Here is a 22,610-nt window from a genome sequence, read left to right as displayed (position 1 = left end):
CCCCGCACGTATGCGTCATGCGCGGGCAAAGGAACCGCCAACAGTGGACCAGGACCCGTATACGGAGATTCCCCGGAGGCGGGTGCGCCTCCGGGGAACTCATGGTCGGACGGGGCCTGTCGGTGTCGGGCCCGTCGGTGTTACGGGACGATCTGGAGCAGACGGTTCGGGGAACCGGTGCCCGGGCTGGTCACCTTGCCCGTGACGGCCCCGCCGGTCAGCGCCGAGGCGACCTGGGCCGGGGTGGCCGAGGTGTGGCCGGCCAGATAGACGGCCGCCGCGCCCGCGACGTGCGGCGTCGCCATCGAGGTGCCCGAGATGGTGTTGGTCGCGGTGTCGCTGGTGTACCAGCCGGCCGTGATCGACGAACCCGGGGCGAAGATGTCCAGGACCGAGCCGTAGTTGGAGTAGCTCGCCCGGGCGTCCGTGTTGGTGGTCGCGCCGACCGTGATCGCCTCCGTGACACGGGCCGGGGAGTACGAGGAGGCGTTGGCGCTGCTGTTGCCGGCCGCGACGGCGTAGGTCACACCGCTGGCTATGGAGTTGCGGACGGCCGTGTCGAGGGCGGTGGACGCGCCGCCGCCGAGCGACATGTTGGCTACCGAGGGGCCGCTGTGGTTCGCGGTCACCCAGTCGATGCCGGCGACGACACCCGCCGTGGTGCCGGAGCCGGAGTTGTTCAGCACCCGGACGGCCACGATCTTGGCCTGCTTGGCGATGCCGTAGGTCGAGCCGGCGATGGTGGACGCCACGTGCGTGCCGTGGCCGTTGCCGTCCTGTGCCACGTTGTCGCCGTCGACCGCGTCGTAGCCGTTGACCGCCCGGCCGCCGAACTGGGAGTGCGAGATGCGGACGCCGGTGTCGATGACGTACGCGGTCACGCCGCTGCCCGCGGAGTCGGGGTAGGTGTACGTGCCGGAGAGCGGCAGCGACGCCTGGTCGGAACGGTCCAGGCCCCACGGGGCGTTGGACTGCGTGGCGTCGGCGGTGAAGACCTGGTTCTGCTCGACGGAGGCGACCGCCGGGTCGGCGGCGAGTCTCCTCGCCTCGGCGGCGGAGAGCTCGGCCGAGTAGCCGTTGAGCGCGGACTTGAAGGTCCGCTTCACCGTGCCGCCGTACTCCTTGATCAGGCCCTTGCCCTCGCTCGACGCGGCCTTGACGCCCGCGCTCTTCTTGAGCGTGACGATGTAGCTGTCCTTGATCGCGGTGGGGGAGTCGGCCGCGAGCACCTTGCCCTCGGCCGGGGCGGCCTGGGCGGGAGTTGCGGTGAGGCCGCCGAGCAGGGCGGCGGTCGCCATGGTGGTGACGGCGGCGACGCGGATCTTCTTGCTACGCAGTTCTGCCATTACGAGGGATTCCTCCTCATAGGCGGCGCGCACCAGGGTGAGGTACGCGTCTGTGGGGGATGCGTGCGGGATCGCACTCACAACCGGGAGCGTCGCGTTCCGCTCACGGCTGTAAGCAGAGTGGGTGATCTACGGGTGTAGCTCAAGAGAGTTGAGCGCTTGTCATGTTTCTGTCACATGCTTGAAATCGAACAAGGGTTGAACGCGGTGGGTACGTTCCCTTGGGAGCGGGAAAGTACTGACATGAACACTTCCGATCAACACGCGTAGCTGTTACGACGGTTGAGGCAGAGATCCTGCTAAAGGGAGGTTCCATGAGACGTTCCCGACTTGCGGCATACGCGACCTCACTCCTCCTCGCCGTCAGCACCGCCCTCACCGGGGCAGCGACGGCGCAGGCGTCCTCACAGGCCGCTCCGACCGGTTATGTGGCCCTCGGCGACTCCTACTCCTCGGGAGTCGGCGCGGGGAGCTACATCTCCTCCAGCGGTGACTGCAAGCGCAGCACGAAGGCCTACCCGTACCTCTGGGCCGCCGCCAACTCACCCTCGTCCTTCAACTTCACGGCATGCTCGGGCGCCCGAACGGGTGATGTCCTGGTCGGCCAACTCGCCCCGCTGGGCGCGAACACCGGGCTGGTCTCGATCACCATCGGCGGCAACGACGCCGGCTTCGCCGACGTCATGAGCACCTGCGTACTCCAGTCCGACAGCGCCTGCGTCTCCCGCATCAACACCGCGAAGGCGTACGTCGACTCGACGCTGCCCGGCCAACTCGACAGCGTCTACTCGGCGATCAGGTCCAAGGCCCCCGCCGCCCACGTGGTGGTCCTCGGCTACCCCCGCTTCTACCAACTGGGCGGCACCTGCGCCGGCCTGTCCCAGAGCAAGCGGTCCGCGATCAACAACGCGGCCGACTACCTCAACACCGCCATCGCCAAACGGGCCGCCGACCACGGCTTCACCTTCGGCGACGTCCGCCCCGCCTTCACCGGCCACGAACTGTGCTCCGGCAGCTCATGGCTGCACAGCCTCAACCTGCTGAACATCGGCGAGTCGTACCACCCGAAGGCCGCGGGGCAGTCGGGCGGATATCTGCCGGTACTCAGGAGCACGGCCTGAGCACCGGCCGTACGGCTGTCACCTGATCCCTGTCGTTCTACGGCGTCGTGTCCATGGCGTTGCGTCTACGGCCGTGGCCTGATCGCCCGGTCGTAGGCGCCCGCGCCGTCGTCGCTGTAGCCGTCGGGGTTCTCCGAGACGGAAGGGTCGGAAGGGGAGGTCCCGCCCGTGGTCGGGGCCTCCGGCTCGCAGGTCACCGAGAACGGCACGGAGTTGGACGTGGCCCGCACCGGGTCGCGGACCTCGATGCCGATCTCGTCCTCGTAGGTCCCGGACGTCCGCTCCGCGGTCACGACGACCCGGTCCTGCTTCGTCCTCCCCGCGCCCGCCGGGAACGACAGCGTCTTCCAGCTCTCGTCCGAGCCCTCCCCGCTCTTCGTCACCCACCGGTAATCCACCTCCACCGGCACACTGCCCACGGTGAATGTCGCGGTGAACGTGGGCGCATCGGCGTCCGGCGGCGGACAGGCCCCCGAGTAGTCGGTGTTCGCGCCGGTGACCGTCACCCGCACGGACTGCGCGGGCGGCTTGCTCGTGGTGCCCCCGTCGTCCGGCGTGGTGGAGGAGTCGGGCGTGTCCGACGAGCCGCCGTCGCCCGCGCCGCCGTCGCCGCCCTGCCCGGAGCCCCCGTTCCCCGTCCCGCCGTTCGTACCGCCCGCCGTGCCGGTCCCGTTGGTGGGGTTGTTGTCGCCCCCGCCGTCGCGGTTGACCAGGGCGTACGTCAGTCCCGCGATGGCGAAGGCGATCGCGGCGATACCGGCGATCAGGAAGACGAGGGCACGGCGGTTGCGGTCCGGCTCACCGGAGGGCACCGCCGAGGGCCGGGTCGTGGCGGCCGGGGCGGGATACGGCGGGGTCGGCGGCCCGAACCGGTTCGCGCCCGGCTCCTGCGCCGGCCCCCGGCCCGGGTCCGGGGCCGGCAGGCCGGCCACCGTCGGGGTGTACGGCGTCGAGAGGACCGTGTCCGACCGGGGAGTGCCGCCCGTGCCGATGATCCGCAGATCCTGCTCGGCCTGTTCGGCGGAGATCCGCTCGGCCGGGTCCTTGCGCAGCAGCCCCTCGATCACCGGGGCCAGCGGACCCGCCCGGCGCGGCGGCGGCAACTCCTCGTCGACGACCGCGCGCAGGGTGCTCAGCGGAGTGTTCTGCCGGAAGGGGGAGTTGCCCTCGACCGCCGCGTACAGCAGCACACCGAGCGACCACAGGTCCGACTCGGGGCCGAACGCACGGCCGAGCGCGCGCTCCGGGGCCAGGAACTCCGGCGAGCCGATGACCTCGCCGGTCATGGTCAGCGCGGAGCTGCCCTCCACCGTGGCGATACCGAAGTCGGTGAGGACGACCCGGCCGTCGTTGGACATGAGCACGTTGGCCGGCTTCACATCCCGGTGCAGCACACCGGCGTCATGCGCGGCGCGCAGCGCGGCCAGCACCTCGGCGCCGATCTGCGCGGTGCGCTGCGGGGCGAGGGGGCCCTCGGCGTCCAGGAGGTCGGCGAGCGACAGACCCCGGACCAGCTCCATCACGATCCAGGGGCGACCCTCCTCCATGGCCACGTCGTACACCGTGACCACATTGCGGCTGGCGACCCGGGCCGCGGCCCACGCCTCCCGCTCCAGCCGGGCGTACATCCGCTCCACGTCGGACGCCGGGATCCCGGCGGGCGCGCGCACCTCCTTGACGGCGACCTCACGGTGCAGAACCTCGTCGCGGGCCCGCCACACGGTTCCCATGCCGCCCTCGCCCAGCGGGGTCAGCAGACGGTAGCGGCCCGCGATCACACGTTCACTGCCCCGATCTTCGGACACGGGAGTCCCCCATCATTCGCAGCCGCGTGAAATCTCCACTCCGTGCGATTTCTACACAAAAGTAGCTCAGCCGATCGCGGATGCCGCACCCCTGAGCACCAAAACAGCCCCCAGAGCGACGACCAGCAGCGCCGACGCCAGCGGCACGGTCCTGCGCACCAGCGCGGCGGTCGGCCCGGCGAGCCTGCCCTGGCCCTTGTCCAGCACCCGCGTCGCCCAGCCGCCCGCCTTCACCACGGCGTACCCGGCCGCCGTCAGCGTGAGCGCCAGCCCGATGCCGTACGCCAGCACGAGCAGCAGCCCGAACCATGCCTTCCCCATGGCCGCCGCGCCCACCAGCACGACCACGGCCGACGGGCTCGGCACCATCCCGCCCGCGAAGCCCAGCAGGATCGTGCCGCGCAGGGTGGGCGCGGTGGGGTGGGTGTGGGTGAAGCCGCCGTGGGTGTGCGTGAGGCTGCCGCCGCCGAAGAGGGACTTCTTGGGGGCGTGGGTGTGGGCGTGGTCGTGGGGGTCGTGATCGTGGCTGTGGCTGTGGTCGTGGTCGTGTGAGTGCGCCTTGGTTGACGCATGGGTGTGGGCGTGGGTTTCGCCGTGCGTGTGGGCGTGGGCGAGTACGAGTTCGCGCTTGGGCTCGTGAGCGTGGGTGTGGGAGTGCCCGTGGCCCTCCCCATGACCGTGATCGTGGTGGTCGTGGTCGTGGCCGTGATCGTGATCGTAGGAGTGCCCGTGCCCGTGCCCGTGCCCGTGCTCGTGACCGTCGTGGTCGTGGTCATGGGCATGGCTGTGGTCGTGCGGGTCTCCGTGTCCGTGCCCGGGCATGAGCGTGAGTTTCCGGTTCAGCCAGGCGCGGCGTACGAGTGTCGTGCCCGCTGCCATCACGAACAGGCCGCTGGCGATGCCGAGCCAGGTGATGACGGACGGGGCGGCGGCCGAGCCGGCGAGGACCAGGAGGCCGAGGGCGACCACGCCCAGGGTGTGGGTGACCGTCACCGACGCGGCCATGGGCAGGACGTCCCGCATCCGGGCCCGGTCGCGGGCGGCGGCGGTGGCGGCCATCAGGGTCTTGCCGTGGCCCGGGGCGAGGGCGTGCATCGCGCCGAGGAACAGGGCGATGCCGAAGGCGAGGGCGCCGAAGCCGAGGGTGAGGTCGTGACTGGAGACCAGGTCGTCGAGCATCCGGGTCCAGCGGTCCGCGCCGCGCGGGAGGATCGAGGCGCCGGGGGCGTCGCGCTCCTCCTCCGCCAGCGCCGGGCCGCCGGGCTTCACCTGGAGGGACGCGGTCGCCGTGTCCTCCGGGGACTGCAACAACTCCTCGGGGTAGCTGGTGAGCTGTCCGGACACCGACTCCTCGGGCACGTCCGACCCGGCCAGTGTCATCCGGTCGCCCTGGGCGGTGACCTCGCGCCAGCCGGGGCCGGAGTCCACGGCGGCGTGGAAGCGTACGTCGCTGGCCCGCTCCGGCAGCGGAGCCGTCAGCCGGCACTCCACGCGCAGGGTCTTCAGCCCCGCCTGTCCGGGCCGCTCCTCGGCACTGCTGGACTTCAGTGTCATCTCGACGGCACGTCCGTCGACGGTGACCTCGGTGTCCTCGGCGGCCGTCTCGCACCGCTCGCGGGCCCAACCGTCCATGCCCTGGCGCTTGATGGCGGGTCCGGCCTGGGTGGCCGGGATCTCCGCGAGGTCCTCGACATGGAAGACCTTGAGCTGTCCGGGGGCGGCGACGAGGCCGTCGTACCGGTTCACGGTGAAGTTGCCGAGCGGGTGCGCGCTCGCGGTCCCGGTGGGGACGAGTACGAGGGCGCAGGCGGCCGTGAAGACCGCCGTGGCGGAGGCGAACAGGCGCCGACGGGACGTCACTTGGCGGCCTCCAGAGCCTTCAGGGTCCTACGGGCTTCGGCGGCGCCGAGCGGTGAGAACCCGGGGTTGAGGTCGAGCGCCGCCTTGAGTGAGGCCTCGGCGGCCTTCTCGTCACCGGCGGCGTACTCGACCATGCCGCGGTGGTAGAGGAACGTCGCGTCCCGGTATCCGGTGGCCGTGGCGCGGCGGGCGTACGGCAGGGCCTCCTCGTCACGGCCGTTGACGTGCAGCGCCCAGGCGAGGGCGTCCGCCGTGTGGACCGTCTCCCGGCGCTCCCACTCGGCCCGCGCCGCGCGCAGCGCGGCCTTCTTGTCGCCGTGGTCGGCGGCGGCGAGCGCGGTGTCGAGGTCGGCGTTGACGCCGTTGGCGCGGGCGATGTCGGTCCAGGCGTTCACCAGCGCGTACTGCTCGCGGGCCGCGGTCTTGTCGCCCTCCGCCTCGTACAGCTCGCCGAGCGCCACGAGCGGGCCCGGCAGCGGATAGGTGGACACGACCTGCTCCAGCCCGCGGATCGCCTCGGCGCGGTCGCCGCTCGCGGCCTGGGCGCGGGCGCGGCCGTCCAAGGCGGGGAGGTAGGTGTCGTCGGCGCCCAGCGCTCGCGCGTAGTGGTCGAGGGCGGTCTTGAACTCGCCCTGTTTCCAGGCCAGTTGACCGAGCTGTGTGGCCACATAGGCGATGTCGCCGCGGGTCACCGCCGAGGCGAGCGCCTGCTCCAGGACCCGGCGGGCGGTCTTCACGTCGCCGCGCAGCTCGTACACGTAGGCGTACCGCGTGAAGACGGGGATGCCGGGGCGGCGGGTGTCGGCGAGCCGGGCCGCCTTCAACGCCTCGTCGTAGCGGCCGAGTTCGACCAGGGCGTCGATGCGGGAGCACAACGCCCGCTCGCTGTACGGGTTCTCCTTGAGCGCCCGGTCCGCGTACCGCAGCGCGTCCTTGAACTCGTGCCGCGCGGCGGCCAGTGCGGCGAGGCCCGCGAGCGCCGGGTCGTTGTCCGGCCGCAGCTCCAGCGAACGCTCCAGTGCCTTCTCGGCCTGCGGGTAGCGGGAGGAGTCGCCCGTGGTACGGGCCTGCTCGACATACGCCAGGCCCAGCGTCGACCAGGACCCGAAGTCCTTCGGCTGCTCCCGCAGATGGGCCTGCAACGCCTTGACGGTCGTGCCGAGATCCCCACTGGCGAGCTGCGCCGCCGAGACCCCGGGAGCGGTGGAGACGGACACGGTGGCCCGGTCGTCGTCCTGCGCCCCCAGGGCAATCGCGAACCCCGTGAACGCGACGGCCAACGCGGCCGCACACGCGGTGAGCCGCAACAGCCGCCGCCGAACGGGCTCACGCCCGGGGCCAGACGCGGGAACGGCCTTCGGGACGGCCCCGGCGCCGGACTCGGCAACGTCGCGGCCGGCTTTCGAGGCGGCCCCGGCGCCGGACTCGGCTGCGCCGGACCCGGAACCCGTGCCGGACTCGGCTGCGCCGGACTCGGAACCCGTGCTGGACTCGGCGGTGTTCTTCCCGGGCTCGGTGTCGGGCTTATCGGCGTTGTGTTGTGCGGTTGTGGGAGGGGCCCCCTCGTCGGGGCGCGGTTGTCCGTTGTCCGGCGCGGTCTCGGTCGTACGCGGGGACATGCCCTCTCCTCAAGTTCCTTGCCCGGCACCGGGGTCGCTGTTCGGTGAGGCGCGGCCCGCGCCGTGGGGGATGGGTACGAGCGGGCCGCGCCGGTCGGTGGACCGGGCCCCAGGGGGCGGGCCCGGTCGGGGTGGGCCTAGTAGTACGCGCGGTCGTTGATCCGGCGGCGCCACCACAGCAGGCCCGTGCCGAGGAGCAGGACACCGGCCGCGCCGGCGCCGGCCGAGGCCGCGATCAGCGTGGTGTTGTCCATGCCGGACTCGGTGACACCGGTGCCGATGGCGCTGCGCACGTTGTTCGTGGTGTTGCCCTTGACGGTCTTGCCGCGCGAACCGGCCGTCGGCAGACCCACGTACGGGAAGGACTTGCCGAACTTCTTGTCGTTCTTGTCGACCGCGTCGCCCAGGTCGTTCTTGGCGCCGACCAGCTCACCCTCGACGACCTGCAGCGCGATGTCGATCACGTCGTCGGTGAGCCGGCGCCCGTTCGGGAAGCCCTGGTTGTCGCCGTCGAGCACACCGAGCCGCTTCGGCTTCTTGGTCGGCTCGATGGAGGTGTTGAGGCGCAGTTGCTCCGACGGGGTCACGTGCGGCGGCTGGTTGAGGCCCTCGACACCCTTGAGGAAGACGTCGACGAGGTCGTTGCGCGGCTCGTCCGGGGCCGGGATCTTGTAGATCGCCTCGATGAGCTTGGGCAGCTCGGGCTCGGTGACGTTGTTCAGGAACTGCGCGTCGTCCACCGGCGAGGACGCGTTGAACGTGTCCTTGTCCTTGATCGGGTTGACGACCTCGTTCACCAGCGGCATGCCGAGGCGCGAGACCTGGTGGAACCTGCCGCCCGCGCCCTTGCGCTGAGTCGTCGACCAGATGCCGACGATCGGCTGGTCCTTGGACTCCACGAGCGCCTCGCTCGGCACCTGCAGGGCGATCGAGTTGACGTTGTAGCCCTTGAGCGTGTCGCGGCCGACCTCGGAGAGGTCACCGCCGTACAGCAGGTCGAAGACGCGCAGGTCCAGGAAGAACGGGTCGTCGGCCTGTCCGGCGTACGTCGTCACCCCGCTCGCGGTCTTGTAGACGGCCTCGTCGCGCAGCTTCTTGAAGTCCGGCATGGACGCCTTGCCGACGTTCGAGGGGGCCACCCACACGTCGTCCGCGAGCTTCGTCCGGGACACCGCGCTGCGGTTCTTCAGCTTGATGAGCTCGATGTCGTACGTCTGCGTGATGTTGAGGTCCGGGTCGTCGAGGCTCTCCACGACGCCCGTGTTGTACAGGAAGGTGTCCTTGTTCTTCGTCTTCGTCTTGAACGTGTAGCGGAAGATCAGGTCTTCCTGCGCGTCGCCGTCCTGGTCGACCCGGATGTCGTACTGGGCGTCCTCGGCGAAGGTGAAGAAGTTCGGACCGCCCGCCGGTTCCTCCATGGGGATCCAGTTCGCCACGATCGTCGTGGTGTCCGGCTTGTCCGGGCTGACGAACGCGTACACGTCCGTGTTGTCGTACTGGGGCTGCCCCGAGATCAGCGGGGCCTCGCGATGGCTGGAGGCGGAGGCCGCCCCCGGTTCCAGCGCGGTCACGCCGGCGGCTGCGAGCCCTCCGGCGGCCAGCGAACCACAGATGAGGGTCGCGATGCTCCTGCGCCCCGCGCCGCTCCTGGAAGTAGGTGTCATGCCGTCCGTCCTCTGTCCCAACTTGCCTGACGAACGCCATTCGGAGCGATCGGCAGGGTGGATTGGTCGAATCCCAAACGTTCTTACGGAGCGTTTGAAAGGTTGTTTCAGCGGAGACAGCGATTCGTTGATCGAGATCTGATCCGGTCGTTCGAGATCTGATCCGGCCGTTCGGGAGCGGGTCCGGTCTGATCCGGTCCAATCCATTCCGGCCCAGCCCGGCCCAGCCCGGCCCAGCCCGGCCCAGCCCGGCCCAGTCCGGTCCAGTCCGATCGGACCCGAACGGGACCGATCGGTTCGGATCCATCGACGGATGACCCGCGTTTTGGGCAGGCTGATCCGTAACCCCATCCGGAGGTGGGTTCGTTGCGAATGCCTTACGCGCGGGGATGGCCGTGCTCAGCGGGAGGCGAGGGGGATCGAGTGGACGCGGACAAGCTTCTGGTCCGTGTGGCCGGAGGTGACCAGCGGGCCTTCGAGGAGCTGTACGCACTGGTGTCCGGCCCGGTGTTCGGGCTGGTGCGCCGGGTCGTACGGGACCCCGCGCAGTCGGAGGAGGTGGCCCAGGAGGTGTTACTCGAACTCTGGCGTTCCGCGGGCCGGTTCGACCCGGGCCGAGGCAGCGCCCTGTCCTGGGTCCTCACCGTGGCGCACCGCCGCGCCGTGGACCGGGTGCGCAGCGCCCGCGCGGCCACCGAACGCGAGCAGCGCGAGGGCTACAAGGCCCACCACCCCGCCTTCGACCAGGTCGCCGAGGAGGTCGAGGCCGGACTCGAACGCCAGTGGGTGCGCCACTGCCTGGACCGGCTCACCACCCTTCAGCGCGAGTCCGTCACCCTCGCCTACTACGACGGCTACACCTACAGAGAAGTGGCCGAACGGCTCTCCCTGCCGCTCGGCACGGTCAAGACCCGCATGCGCGACGGACTCACACGGCTGCGCGAATGCCTGGGAGGAGTCGCGTGAGTCTGTTCCGCCGCGAGGACCTGCACTCGCTCGCCGCCCCGTACGCGCTCGATGCCCTGGAGCCCGACGAGCGGCGCCGTTTCGAGAAACACCTGGACCGTTGCGACCGCTGCCAGGCCGAGGTGCGCGCCCTGTCCGAGGACGCGGTGCGCCTCGCCTGGTCGACGGCGACCCCGGCACCCGCCGCCATGCGCGACCGGGTCTTCGCCGCCGTACGCAACACACCGCAGGAAAGCTCCTCCCGGAACGCACGGCATGCGCCGCCCCATCATCTGCCGGCGCATGTGTGGGGGACCGAACCGCCGCCGAGGGCACGTACCCGTGCGCCCAGGATGCGCTCCTTGTTCGGACCGCTGGCCACCGCCACGGCCGCCGCCGCGCTCGTCGTGGCCTCCCTCTTCGCCGTGAAGGCGAACCAGACGCAGGATCAGCTGAACGCGGAGCGCGCGCAGTCGCGTGAGATCGCCCACGTTCTCAGCGCGCCGGACGCCGAGGCGACCAGCGAACGGGACGCTCGGGGCAATGGAATCGGAGTGATCGCTTCCGCGGAGGAGGGGAGCGCGATCGTCACCCTCAGCGGATTCGACGACCTCCCGAACGGCCGAGTGCATCAGCTCTGGCTCATGCGCCCCGACGTGCAGCCACGTTCCCTGGGTCTGTTCGACGGCGACACGCCCTTGGTCACCAGCGGATTGAACACTGACGTGACGTCACTCGCTGTGACCGTCGAGCCCGACGGGGGATCACCACAGCCCACCAGCCAGCCAGTTGTCCAACTCGCCCTGAAATCGGTCGGATTCGGAGAGTAATCAACAACCCTGTGACAGGGAAGGGGAATATCAGAAGCGGGATACACGAGTGCTCCAGCGGGGCGATATGGTTACGCTGCCCGGGCCGGGTGGACTCGTACGGGTGGGGAGTGACATGGAACAGATAACAGTGCGCAGGGCGCGAGTCCCTGCGATCACCTGCGGGAGCAGCGCGAGCAGTACGCGCCTCGACCGCCATCTCTCGGTGCTGAGCGGCCCCGCCGTGCCGCAGTGCGAGACGGCCGAGGCGACGTCACTGATGCGCGAGATAACGGCGCGCTCCCCACGCGAGCGTCGCGACAGCAAGGACACGCGCGTCGGCCGCGTCTCGCTGTTCGCACCCCTGAAGCGTCTGCGTCGCTCGCTCTTCGGCAGCCGCTAGTACCAAGGTTTTTCCGGCAGGAAGCCCGCGCTCGGGCGATCGCACCGTCCCGGCATCACGCTGCGATCGCCTCGTCCGTCATCCCCAGCGGTACGCGGCAACGACTCGGTGAGCTCCCCGAGCGCGGGCACATCCATCCCCCCGCCTCCTCCCCTCCACCTCCTCCGCTCAGCCGGCGCCCAGGCGTCAGGCGCTCAGTCCGTGCCGCGCGCGTACCGGTGTACCGCGAGCGGCAGGAACACCGCGATCAGTACGGCACACCAGGCCAGCGACCCGGCGACCGGATGAGCCACCGGCCAGGCCGCGCCCTCCGGCACGGGAGCGTTGCCGAACAGGTCCCGCAACGCCGTCGTCACCGCGCTGATCGGATTCCACTCGGCGGCCGTACGCAGCCAGCCGGGCAGGTTGTCCGTCGGGATGTAGGCGTTGGACAGCAGCGGCAGCAGGAAGGTCGCGCCGCCCAACTGCCCGGCCACCTCCTCGTTCCGGGTGAGCAGCCCCAGGAAGACGCCGACGCACACGGCCGCGAACCGGAACAGCAACAGCAGCGCGAACGCGCCCACCGCCCCGACCGCGCCGCCCTCCATCCGCCAGCCCACGGCGAGCCCGACCAGTAGGAACGGCACCGTCCCGGCCGCCGTGACCACCACGTCCGCCACGGCCTGCCCGAGCGGAACCGCCGCCCGGCTCATCGGCAGCGAGCGGAAGCGGTCCATCACACCCCGGTGCGTGTCCTGCGCGGCCTGGAACATCCCGGTCATCACCCCGCCCGCCGCCGTCACCACCAGCAGACCGGGCACCAGGAGCGACCGGTACTCCTCGCCCGGCACCGCCAGCGCGCTGCCGAACACATACCCGAAGAACAGCAGCATCGAGATCGGCATGGTCTGCGTCAGGATCAGCAGCCCCGGATTGTTCCGGGCCCGCCGCAGCTGCCGGCCGAGCATCGCCGTGCCGTCGTACACCAAGGCGCTCACTTCACCGACTCCTTGCCGCTCGTCAGCCGGAGGAAGACATCGTCGAGTGTCGGCGGGCGCAGACTCGCGTCGATCAGCGGCACGCCGGCCGTGTCGAGTTCACGGACCAGCCGGGGGAGAGTGAGCGTCGGGTCCACGGAGACGGCGCCCACGGCGTGCCGCTCATGGTCGAACGAGGGCTCCGCACCGGTGAGTTGATCGAGCACGCCCGCCGCCTTCGTCATCGCGTCCGCGTGCGCGACGACGACCTCCGCGTAGGTGCCGATGAGTGCCTTGAGTTGCGGCGGCGAACCGCTGTGCGCGACCTGGCCGTGGTCCAACAGCACGATGTGGTCGGCCAGTTGGTCGGCCTCCTCCAGATACTGAGTGGTCAGCAGCACCGTCGTCCCCTCCTTCCTGAGCGCCCGTACGGCGTCCCAGATCTGGTTACGGCTGACCGGGTCGAGCCCGGTCGTCGGCTCGTCGAGGAACAGCACCGCCGGGTGCCGGATCAGACTCGCCGCGAGGTCGAGACGGCGGCGCATCCCGCCCGAGTACGTGGAGACCGCGCGGTCGGCCGCCTCGGTGAGCCCGAAGCGGTCGAGGAGTTCGCCGGCGCGGGCGGCCGTGTCCCGGACCCGGTGCAGCCGGGCGAACAGCCGCAGGTTCTGGCGCCCCGTGAGATCCCCGTCCACCGACGCGTACTGCCCCGTGACCCCGATCACCCGCCGTACGGCGCCCGGCTCCCGTACGAGGTCGTGCCCCGCGATCCGCGCCGAGCCGGCGTCCGGCCGCAGCAGCGTCGCCAGCAGCCTTACGGCCGTCGTCTTGCCCGCTCCGTTCGGGCCGAGCATCCCGACCACCGAGCCCTCCGCCACGGCCAGGTCCAGACCGCGGACCGCGTGGACCTCCCCGAAACGCTTCTCCAGACCCTCACTAAGTACAGCGTACGTAGTAGTCATGGCTCGACCATAGCGCATTACGTACGCTGTACGTAACTAGGATGGTGGCCGAGGTGATGATCGATGGCTGGCCGACCGGCCGTACCCCAAGTGATCTGGGCGCGCCCCGAGCGCACCGGGCGCGGCCCGAGGCCCGCGTTCAGGCGCGCGGACATCGCGGTGGCCGCGGTGCGGCTCGCCGACGAGGGCGGTCTGGACGCGGTGTCGATGCGCCACGTCGCCGCCGCGCTCGGCTGCGGGACCATGTCGCTCTACAACTACGTGCCGCGCAAGGAAGACCTGTACGAGCTGATGGTCGACGAGATCAGCGGGGAGCACGAGCTGTGGGAGCCGAGTGGGGACTGGCGGGCCGACATGCGGAAGGTGGCCCACCAGACCCGTGACCTCCTGCGGCGGCACCCCTGGATGCCCCGGCTGATGTCACCGGTGTACGGGTTCAGCCCCAACGCGCTGCGGTATCTGGAGCACTGCTTGGCCTGCATGGATCCGCTCGACGCGCCGTTCGGGGCGAAGATACGGCTGCTCGGGATGCTGAACGGGTGCGTGACGACTTACGTCGCGAACGAGCTGGCCACGGCCGAGAGGGTGCGGTCGTTGCCGTGGTCGGAGGAGGAAGAGAACGCGGCGCGCTTCGCCTACTTGGCCGGGCAGGTGGCGTCCGGTGCGTATCCGAGGCTGGCGGCGGCCTTTGCGGAGGATTCGGGGCCGATTGATCTGGAGGCAGCGTTCGAGTGGATGTTGGGGAGGGTGCTGGATTCGTTCGCGCCGTAGGGGCTTTGGGCCGGTTCGCGGCCGCGGGTTGTGAGTGGCTGGTCGCTCCCCCACTCTCGGCTTCGCTCGAGCGGGAGGTACCCCCATCGCGGCGGAGCCGCACAATGTCACAGCCCCGCGCCCCTTCGGGGGCGCTCCAGCGAGCCTCTTACAACAACGCGAACTGGCCCTCCGGGCCCTCCTCGTGGTGGTCCAGGACCGACGCCGGCCTGCGAGACGTGTCGGGCACGGGGAGTACTCCCGCCTTGCGCAGGTCGGCCGTCGTGATCTGGGTCTCGACCTCCAACTCGGCCTGCCCCGGTCTCAGTTCCGCCAGCAACGCCAGTACCGTGATCAGTTCCAGTAGCTCCGACGTCCACGCCTGCGGCCATGTCGTCGGGCGGATCGCCCCCAGCGTTCCCGGCTCGACGGACTCCGTCCTTCGGGTGAACCACTGCTCCAGGACCCGGGCCCCGGCCACCTCGAAGTCCCAGGCCTCGGGCGGTACGGGGGAGATGCGGCCCTCGCCGATGAGGAGTGACTCCTCCTCGCGGTCGTAGAGGAGCTCCAGGGGGCGGGGCGGCAGCGGGGCCCGGACGTAGGGGCGGCGGCCACCGGGGAGTTTGGGGCGGGCACCGTCGCGGCGCATCAGCCAGAGCAGACGGCGGCCCAACTCGACGCCCCGGGACCACAGCTCGGGGTCACCGGTGAGCGGAACGGTGAGGGTGGGGCGGACGGTCGCCAGGGCCCAGGCGAGCACGTCCGACGGAGTGGGGGTCAGACCCAGGCGGGTGCCCAGGTGGTCCAGCAGGCCCGGCGCGAGGTTGGGTTCGGTGCCGCCGGGGCGGCGGTAGAGGGGGCGCACGGGGCCGGGGCGCAGGAGCGGGAGGTGGGACGTGGCGAGCAGGTGCGGGCCGTCGCCGTTCGTGGCCGTGTCGACGACGAAGACCTGGTGTTCGTCCGTCACCCGCCACAGCTCGGGGCGGGCCGAGTCGATGAGCCGGTGGTCGGGGATCAGCCACTGCTCGTCGAAGGGCGCCGCCAGGACCCGTACCGGCTCGGGGCAGGGGCCGGACGCGCGGGCCAGCTTCTCCGTGCCGCTGGACTGGCCCGGCAGCTGTCCGACCGCCGACCGGAGCGTACGGGAACGGCTCGGTTCGAACAGGGCCTCGCGGTCGGGGCCCTCGGCCTTGAGCAGGGCGTCCCAGCGGGCCTTCAGGGATGCCGCGTCGGGGGCCGTCGGCCACCCCCGGCCCAGCCGTGGCGGTGCGACGGACCACGGCATGAGGTCCGCGAGAAGCGGAGCGTCGTCGTGCGTCACGCGGGGCATCGTACGACGGGGTGCCGCGCCGGGATCACGTCGCATCGAGGGTCACCGTGAAGGAGAAGCGGTCGCCGCGGTAGTGGATGATCGCGACATCCAGGACGCGGCCCTCCTCGTCGTACGTCACGCCCGTGTAGCGCAGGATGGGGCTGAGCAGCGGCACTCGGAGGAGCCGGGCCGTCTCGGGGTCGGCGAGGCGGGCCTCCACGGTGTCGGTGATGCGGCTGATGGCCACCCCGACCACGTCCCGCAGCACTTTGGTCATCGGCCAGCGGATCAGGTCCTCCCGGTCGATGCGTTCGGCCAGCTCGGGGCGTACGTAGTTGCGGGCGTGGTTGGTCGGCTCACCCGTCCGCTCGTCGCCGCGCAGCCGGTGGTACGTGGCCACCTCGGTCAAATCCGGGAAGTACTCCGAGAGTTCACCCGACAGGGGGGTCCTGCCCTGGTCCAGCAGCTCGGTCGTCATGCCCGACTGCTGGGCCACGATCGCGTCCACCGAGCCGAGCAGCCGTACCGGGGAACTCCGTCGCGCGTCCGGCTCGATGAAGGTCCCGCGTCGGCGGTGCCGGCTGATCAGGCCCTCGTCCTCCAGCTCCTTCAGCGCCTGCCGCATGGTCAGCACGCTCACCCCGTAGTGCCCGGCCAGTTGTTCCTCGGTGGGCAGCCGCAGCGGGTCCCGGGGCGACCGGCCGAGTATCGAGGCGCGCAGAGACTGCGAGACCTGATACCAGAGGGGCAGCTTGCGGTTCAGGACGATCGAATCCGGGGCGAAGGAGGTCACGAGGGTATCCGTACCCGGCGGAACGCGTTCAGTGCAACGGGCCGAAGTGACGCCTGAGACCCGACCACACGTCGTCGTACCCCTGCTGTCGGTGCCCGGCGCGCGCCGCCTGCGCGGTTGTGAGGACCGGCCAGCGGGTCTCGAACATGAACGCGAGGCCGTCGTCCACCCGTTGCGGCTTCAGCTCCGCAGCGCTGGCCTTCTCGAACGTCTCCCGGTCCGGTCCGTGCGCCGACATCATGTTGTGCAGCGAGCCGCCACCGGGCACGAAGCCTTCGGCCTTCGCGTCGTACGCCCCCTCGATGAGGCCCATGTACTCGCTCATCACGTTCCGGTGGAAGTACGGCGGCCGGAAGGTGTCCTCGCCGACCAGCCAGCGCGGCGCGAAGACGACGAAGTCCACACCGGCGAGCCCCGGAGTGTCCGACGGCGACGTCAGCACCGTGAAGATCGACGGGTCCGGGTGGTCGTACGAGATCGTGCCGATGACGTTGAAACGGCGCAGGTCGTAGACGTACGGCGTGTAGTTGCCGTGCCAGGCGACCACGTCGAGCGGCGAGTGGTCGTATGTGGCGGTCCAGAGGTTGCCGCAGTACTTGTTCACCACCTCCACGGGGCCCTCGACGTCCTCGTACGCCGCCACCGGTGCCCGGAAGTCACGGGCGTTCGCCAGGCCGTTGGCGCCGATGGGGCCGAGGTCGGGGAGGCGGAAGAGGGCGCCGTAGTTCTCGCAGACATAGCCGCGGGCGGAGGCGTCCAGGAGGTCGACGCGGAAGCGGACGCCGCGGGGGATCAGGGCGACCTCGCCGGGCTCCGTGTGCAGCAGGCCGAACTCGGTGCGCAGGAGGAGGCCGCCCTTCTCCGGGACGATCAGCAGCTCGCCGTCCGCGTCGCTGAAGACCCGGTCCATCGAGGAGTTGGCGTGATAGAGGTGCACGGCCATGCCGGTGCGCCGGGTCGCGTCGCCGTTGCCGCCGAGGGTCCACAGGCCCCGTAGGAAGTCCGTGCCCTCCGGGGGCTCGGGCAGGGGGTTCCAGCGCAGGCGGTTGGGGTCGGGGACCGTCTCGGCGAAGGGGGCTGTGCGCAGGGTGCCGTTGTCCGTGCGGGTGAAGGCGGGGTGGGCGGCCGACGGGCGGACGCGGTACAGCCAGGAGCGGCGGTTGTGCGCCCTCGGCTCGGTGAACGCGGTGCCGCTCAGCTGCTCGGCGTACAGGCCCAGCGGGGCACGCTGCGGGGAGTTCCGCCCCTGCGGCAGCGCGCCAGGGACCGCCTCCGAGGCGTGTTCATTACCGAAACCGGAGAGGTACTCCAGCCGCTCGGCCCTCTTCCGCGCATCCCCACTCATACCCGCTCCTCACCGCACTCCCGATTCCTATGCTTCACCGTAGGATTCGGTCGGGATGGCCGCAAGGGGCACCACAGACGCCCCCGAAGGGGCGGCGGCCACTGGAGGGCCCGGCGAAGGTGAACCAGATCCCGAGCTGATCCGTCTTGTCACTGCGGTGCTCTACTCTCCGGGCAGGCCATGGACGCGCGAACGTTCGTCGTTCACCACGTTCGACCGCTGAGCGGGAGTGGCGGTACCGGCCGTACTGACAACGGAAGGCTCATCGGACCTCGGCGGAAAGGCATCATGAAGCCCGTGTCCCAGGCGACCTCCCTGCGTCGCGCACCCGTGCAGCGGCGTAGTGCCGAACGACTGACCAGGATCCTCGACGCCTGCGCCGACCTCCTCGACGAGGTGGGGTACGACGCGCTGAGCACCCGTGCCGTGGCACTGCGGGCGGGCGTGCCCATCGGCTCCGTCTACCGCTTCTTCGGCAACAAACGAGCGATGGCCGACGCCCTCGCCGAACGCAACCTGGACCGCTTCACCGAGCGCGTCGCCGAGCGCCTCCAGGCGGCCGGCGGCGGGGACTGGCGCACCGCGATGGACGCCGTCCTCGACGAGTACCTCGACATGAAGCGCAACACCCCGGGCTTCGCCCTCATCGACTTCGGCAACCAGATCCCCGTCGGAGGCCGCCGTCAGGAACCCAACCACCGCGTCGCCGACCGGCTCTCGGACCTGCTCTCCGCCTATATCGACCGCGCCCCCGACGAAGACCTCCGCCGTACCTTCCTGATAGCCGTCGAGACCGCCGACACCCTCGTCCATCTCGCCTTCCGGGTCTCCCCGGAGGGTGATCCGAAGATCATCGAGGAGATGAGGGAGCTGCTGCGGGCGTATCTCGCGCGCGTGCTGGACTGATCCCCGCGGTCCCGCGCCGGGTCCGGCCCCGCGTCTTCCCCCGGGTCCTCCTGTCGTCCGGCCCCTCCCGCTGGTGCATACCGGTCGGTATGCTCGGGCGTGCTCCAGCCCCAGCGTCGTCGCCCTCCGGGAGGACCCGTGTCCACCACCACCGACTCCCGCACCGCCCTGCGGATCTGCCCGCTCTGCGAGGCCACCTGCGGGCTCACCCTCACCATCGAGGGCACCCGGGTGACCAAGGCGCGCGGCGACCGCGACGACGTGTTCAGCAAGGGGTTCATCTGCCCCAAGGGCGCCTCGTTCGGGGCGGCCGACGGCGACCCCGACCGGCTGCGCACACCGCTGGTCCGCAGGGACGGGGAACTGCGCGAGGCCACCTGGGCGGAGGCCTTCGACGCCGTCGCCGCCGGACTGCGGCCGGTCGTCGAGGCGCACGGGCCGAACGCCGTCGGTGTGGTCCTCGGCAACCCGAACGTCCACACCGTGGCCGGCGCCCTCTACCCACCCGTCCTCCTCGCCGGCCTCGGCACCCGCAACCTGTTCACCGCCTCCACGGTCGACCAGATGCCCAAGCACGTCTCCAGCGGACTGCTCTACGGCGACGCCCACGCCATCCCCGTACCCGACCTCGACCGCACCGACCATCTGCTGCTCCTCGGCGCCAACCCGCTGGAGTCCAACGGCAGCCTCTGCACCGCCCCCGACTTCCCCGGCAAGCTCAAGGCCCTCAAGGCCCGCGGCGGCACCCTCACCGTCGTCGACCCCCGCCTGACCCGTACGGCCAAGCTCGCCGACCGGCACGTCGCCATCCGGCCGGGCACGGACGCGCTGCTGCTCGCGGCGATGGCGTACGTCCTCTTCGAGGAGGGACTGGTCGACCTCGGGGACCTCGCCGCGCATGTGCGGGGAGTGGATGAACTCGCCGCCTCACTCGGTGAGTTCACGCCCGAAGCCGCCGCCGAGGCCTGTGACGTCGACGCCGACACGATCCGTGCCATGGCCCGTGAACTGGCCGCCGCGCCCACCGCCGCCGTCTACGGCCGCCTCGGCAGCTGCACCGTCCCGCACGGCACCCTCGCCAACTGGCTGGTCGACGTCCTCAACATCCTCACCGGCAACCTCGACCGGCCCGGCGGCGCGCTCTTCCCGCAGTCCGCCACCGACAAGACACCCCGGCCCGCCGGACCGGGCCGTGGCTTCAGCCTCGGGCGGTGGCGCAGCCGGGTGAGCGGTCACCCGGAGGCCAAGGGCGAGCTGCCGCTGTCCTCGCTCGCCGAGGAGATCGACACCGCCACGCCCGAGGGCAGCCCCATCCGTGCCCTCATCGCCGTCGCGGCCAACCCCGTGCTCTCCGCGCCCGACGGCGACCGCCTCGACAAGGCGCTCGGCTCACTGGACTTCATGGTCAGCGTCGACCCGTACCTCAACGAGACCGCCCGGCACGCCGATGTCGTGCTGCCCCCGCCGCCGCCCTCGCAGTCCCCGCACTTCGACTTCGCCTTCAACTCCTTCGCCGTACACAATCAGGTCCGCTACAGCCCCGCCGCCGTCCCGCTGGAGGACGGCCGCATGGCCGAGACGGAGATCCTCGCCCGGCTCACCCTCGCCGCCACCGGTATGCACGGCGCCGACCCCTCCGCCGTCGACGACCTGGTCATCGGCCAGACCCTGGGCAAGGCGGTGAAGGAGGCCCACTCACCCGTGCACGGCCGGGATCCGAAGGAACTCGCCGACCGGTTGACGGGTGACACGGGCCCCGAGCGGCGGCTGGACATGATGCTGCGCCTCGGCCCGTACGGCGACGGCTTCGGCGCCCGACCGGACGGCCTGACCCTGGCGAAGGTGCGCGCCCACCCGCACGGCATCGACCTCGGGCCGCTCCGGCCCCGTCTGCCGCAGCCGCTGAAGACGGTGAGCGGCAAGGTCGAACTGCTGCCGCAGCCGATCGCCGACGATCTGCCCCGGCTCCGCCAGGCCCTGCGGGAACGCCCCGACGGGCTGGTCCTCGTCGGCCGCCGGCATCTGCGGTCCAACAACAGCTGGCTGCACAACATCCCCGCGCTCACCGGCGGCACCAACCGCTGCACCCTGCACATCCACCCCGAGGACGCCGACCGCCTCGGAATCGCCGACGGGGACACCGCACGGATCAAGGGCGCCGGGGGAGAGGTGGCCGCCCCGGTCGAGGTCACCGACGCCGTCCGGCAGGGCGTCGTGAGCCTCCCGCACGGCTGGGGACACGACCGCCCCGGCACCCGGATGAGCCACGCCGCACTCGACCCCGGCGTCAACGTCAACCAGCTCCTCGACGGCTCCCAGCTCGACCCGCTGTCGGGCAACGCGGTCCTCAATGGCGTACCCGTAGAGGTGTCGCGAGCAGGCGCAACGCTGTGACCAGGAGTTTTGCGCTTATTGCTCGCATGTCAACGTCTTGTTAACGCTTGTGGCGCCGCCCTAACGTCGTCGCACCGCCGGTGCCCTGGTGGGAGTTCAAGGGCGAACGTTAGGTAGCCACACATGTTGACCATCCTCGGCTTCGCCATGATCGCGACCTTCCTGGTCCTGATCATGATGAAGAAGATGTCGCCGATCGCGGCGCTCGTGCTGATCCCGGCCCTTTTCTGTGTGTTCGTAGGAAAGGGCGCCAAGCTCGGCGACTACGTCATCGAGGGGGTGGGCAATCTCGCGCCCACCGCCGCGATGCTGATGTTCGCCATCGTGTACTTCGGCGTCATGATCGACGTCGGCCTCTTCGACCCGATCGTTCGCGGGATCCTGAAGTTCTGCAAGGCCGACCCGCTGCGCATCGTCGTCGGCACGGCCGTCCTCGCCGCGATCGTCTCGCTCGACGGCGACGGCTCGACCACCTTCATGATCACGGTCTCGGCGATGTACCCGCTGTACAAGCGCCTGAAGATGAGCCTGGTCGTGATGACCGGTGTCGCCGCCACCGCCAACGGTGTGATGAACACGCTGCCCTGGGGCGGCCCGACGGCCCGCGCCGCCACCGCGCTCAAGCTCGACGCGGGCGACATCTTCGTCCCGATGATCCCGGCGCTCCTCGTCGGTCTGCTCTTCGTCTTCATCCTCGCCTACGGCCTCGGCCTGCGGGAGCGCAAGCGCCTCGGCGTGCTCAGCCTCCAGGAGGTCCTGGAGCAGGAGAAGCAGAAGATCGTCAAGGACGCGGACGAGAACGAGGAGTCCGAGCGGACGGTCCTCGTCGGCGCGGGCGGCTCCGGCGACGGCAAGGTCCGTACGACGAAGACCACCGGCGGCGCCGGCTCCGGCACCGACGCGGACGACGCCTCCGACGAGGACGACCTCGACGACGTACGCCTCCAGGGCCTGGACCCCAACCGCCCGACGCTGCGCCCCAAGCTGTACTGGTTCAACGCGCTGCTCACGATCACGCTGCTCACCGCCATGATCATGGAGTGGCTGCCGATCCCGGTGCTGTTCATCCTCGGCGCCGCGCTCGCCCTGACCGTCAACTTCCCGCACATCCCCGACCAGAAGGCACGGCTCGCCGCCCACGCCGACAACGTCCTCAACGTCTCCGGCATGGTCTTCGCCGCCGCCGTCTTCACCGGCGTCCTCCAGGGCACCGGCATGGTCGACTCGATGGCCAAGTGGATCGTCGACGCCATCCCCTCCGGCATGGGCCCGCACATGGCCCTCGTCACCGGCTTCCTGAGCCTGCCGCTGACCTACTTCATGTCCAACGACGGCTTCTACTTCGGTGTCCTGCCGGTGCTCGCCGAGGCCGGCGCCGCGCACGGGGTCTCGTCGCTGGAGATCGCCCGCGCCTCGCTCGTCGGCCAGCCCCTGCACATGTCCAGCCCGCTCGTCCCGGCCGTGTACGTGCTCGTGGGCATGGCGAAGGTCGAGTTCGGCGACCACACCAGGTTCGTGGTCAAGTGGGCGGCCCTCACCTCGCTGGTGATCCTGGGCGCCGGAATCCTGATGGGCATCATCTGAGCCGAGTCCATGGGCGCCGTCGTCCGAACGCCGGGA

General features: G+C 70.7%; 18 protein-coding genes. 8 read left to right on the top strand and 10 right to left on the bottom strand.

All coding sequences use genetic code 11. From position 1 onward, the window contains the following. Nucleotides 1-140: 140 nt before the first annotated feature. On the bottom strand, nt 141-1,346 hold the full coding sequence (locus STRIP9103_RS19075; RefSeq protein WP_048820558.1) for a S8 family peptidase: 1,206 nt from the start codon (nt 1,344-1,346) through the stop codon (nt 141-143). A gap of 314 nt (nt 1,347-1,660) precedes the next feature. Between STRIP9103_RS19075 and STRIP9103_RS19070 the strand changes: the two genes are divergently transcribed. After that, nucleotides 1,661-2,467, top strand: coding sequence for an SGNH/GDSL hydrolase family protein (locus tag STRIP9103_RS19070; RefSeq protein WP_009314943.1), 807 nt, complete (start codon nt 1,661-1,663; stop codon nt 2,465-2,467). 65 nt (nt 2,468-2,532) lie between these two features. Here the strand turns inward: STRIP9103_RS19070 and STRIP9103_RS19065 are convergent, their stop codons facing one another. The 4 genes from STRIP9103_RS19065 to STRIP9103_RS19050 all read right to left on the bottom strand — a co-directional run bounded on the left by STRIP9103_RS19065 (nt 2,533) and on the right by STRIP9103_RS19050 (nt 9,415). Then, on the bottom strand, nt 2,533-4,272 hold the full coding sequence (locus STRIP9103_RS19065; protein ID WP_048820557.1) for a serine/threonine-protein kinase: 1,740 nt from the start codon (nt 4,270-4,272) through the stop codon (nt 2,533-2,535). Between the two features lie 66 nt (nt 4,273-4,338). Continuing rightward, a complete protein-coding gene (locus tag STRIP9103_RS19060) occupies nt 4,339-6,132 on the bottom strand; it encodes a HoxN/HupN/NixA family nickel/cobalt transporter (RefSeq protein ID WP_009314925.1) in 1,794 nt (597 codons plus the stop codon). Then, nucleotides 6,129-7,751, bottom strand: coding sequence for a tetratricopeptide repeat protein (locus STRIP9103_RS19055; RefSeq protein WP_009314935.1), 1,623 nt, complete (start codon nt 7,749-7,751; stop codon nt 6,129-6,131). Before STRIP9103_RS19055 ends, STRIP9103_RS19060 begins: the two co-directional genes overlap by 4 nt. Nucleotides 7,752-7,888: 137 nt before the next feature. After that, entirely contained in the window at nt 7,889-9,415 is a 1,527-nt protein-coding gene (locus tag STRIP9103_RS19050) for a DUF4331 domain-containing protein (protein ID WP_009314932.1), read from the bottom strand. Nucleotides 9,416-9,838: 423 nt separating this feature from the next. Between STRIP9103_RS19050 and STRIP9103_RS19045 the strand changes: the two genes are divergently transcribed. The 3 genes from STRIP9103_RS19045 (at nt 9,839) to STRIP9103_RS19035 (ending at nt 11,572) form a co-directional block, all read left to right on the top strand. Further along, nucleotides 9,839-10,381 (top strand): sigma-70 family RNA polymerase sigma factor, encoded by a 543-nt coding sequence (locus STRIP9103_RS19045; protein WP_009314922.1) that lies wholly within the window; start codon nt 9,839-9,841, stop codon nt 10,379-10,381. Then, on the top strand, nt 10,378-11,190 hold the full coding sequence (locus STRIP9103_RS19040; protein WP_009314958.1) for an anti-sigma factor: 813 nt from the start codon (nt 10,378-10,380) through the stop codon (nt 11,188-11,190). The genes STRIP9103_RS19045 and STRIP9103_RS19040 overlap by 4 nt, the downstream gene beginning before the upstream one ends. Nucleotides 11,191-11,305: 115 nt before the next feature. Then, entirely contained in the window at nt 11,306-11,572 is a 267-nt protein-coding gene (locus tag STRIP9103_RS19035) for a hypothetical protein (protein ID WP_048820565.1), read from the top strand. A gap of 194 nt (nt 11,573-11,766) precedes the next feature. Here STRIP9103_RS19035 and STRIP9103_RS19030 read toward each other — a convergent pair whose 3' ends face one another. Next, nucleotides 11,767-12,549 (bottom strand): ABC transporter permease, encoded by a 783-nt coding sequence (locus STRIP9103_RS19030; RefSeq protein WP_009314914.1) that lies wholly within the window; start codon nt 12,547-12,549, stop codon nt 11,767-11,769. Beyond that, entirely contained in the window at nt 12,546-13,490 is a 945-nt protein-coding gene (locus tag STRIP9103_RS19025) for an ATP-binding cassette domain-containing protein (protein WP_048820556.1), read from the bottom strand. Before STRIP9103_RS19025 ends, STRIP9103_RS19030 begins: the two co-directional genes overlap by 4 nt. Nucleotides 13,491-13,553: 63 nt before the next feature. Here STRIP9103_RS19025 and STRIP9103_RS19020 point away from each other — a divergent pair, with 63 nt between their 5' ends. Next, entirely contained in the window at nt 13,554-14,261 is a 708-nt protein-coding gene (locus STRIP9103_RS19020) for a TetR/AcrR family transcriptional regulator (protein ID WP_009314930.1), read from the top strand. A 148-nt stretch (nt 14,262-14,409) separates the two neighbouring features. On the opposite strand, the gene STRIP9103_RS19015 is transcribed toward STRIP9103_RS19020, so the two are convergent. Genes STRIP9103_RS19015 through hmgA form a run of 3 tightly spaced genes read right to left on the bottom strand, consistent with a single transcriptional unit; the run spans nt 14,410 to nt 17,690 of the window. Beyond that, on the bottom strand, nt 14,410-15,570 hold the full coding sequence (locus tag STRIP9103_RS19015) for a type ISP restriction/modification enzyme (RefSeq protein ID WP_048820555.1): 1,161 nt from the start codon (nt 15,568-15,570) through the stop codon (nt 14,410-14,412). 25 nt (nt 15,571-15,595) lie between these two features. Beyond that, nucleotides 15,596-16,345, bottom strand: coding sequence for a GntR family transcriptional regulator (locus tag STRIP9103_RS19010; protein WP_009314950.1), 750 nt, complete (start codon nt 16,343-16,345; stop codon nt 15,596-15,598). A 28-nt stretch (nt 16,346-16,373) separates the two neighbouring features. Continuing rightward, complete coding sequence (hmgA, locus tag STRIP9103_RS19005; protein ID WP_009314959.1) at nt 16,374-17,690, bottom strand: homogentisate 1,2-dioxygenase; 1,317 nt, start codon at nt 17,688-17,690, stop codon at nt 16,374-16,376. A gap of 288 nt (nt 17,691-17,978) precedes the next feature. On the opposite strand from hmgA, the gene STRIP9103_RS19000 reads away from it, so the two are divergent. From STRIP9103_RS19000 to STRIP9103_RS18990, 3 genes are all read left to right on the top strand, one after another. After that, the gene (locus STRIP9103_RS19000) at nt 17,979-18,596 is read left to right on the top strand and encodes a TetR/AcrR family transcriptional regulator (protein WP_009314937.1); all 618 of its coding nucleotides are present in this window, start codon (nt 17,979-17,981) and stop codon (nt 18,594-18,596) included. Nucleotides 18,597-18,734: 138 nt separating this feature from the next. After that, nucleotides 18,735-20,990, top strand: coding sequence for a molybdopterin oxidoreductase family protein (locus STRIP9103_RS18995; RefSeq protein ID WP_009314952.1), 2,256 nt, complete (start codon nt 18,735-18,737; stop codon nt 20,988-20,990). A 123-nt stretch (nt 20,991-21,113) separates the two neighbouring features. Then, a complete protein-coding gene (locus STRIP9103_RS18990) occupies nt 21,114-22,574 on the top strand; it encodes a CitMHS family transporter (protein WP_009314920.1) in 1,461 nt (486 codons plus the stop codon). Nucleotides 22,575-22,610 lie beyond the last annotated feature (36 nt).

It is taken from the genome of Streptomyces ipomoeae 91-03 (assembly GCF_000317595.1).
GTDB classification, from domain to species: Bacteria; Actinomycetota; Actinomycetes; order Streptomycetales; family Streptomycetaceae; genus Streptomyces; species Streptomyces ipomoeae.
Note: the sequence above shows the minus strand (reverse complement) of the source record. Positions and strands in the feature narration are given on the sequence as shown.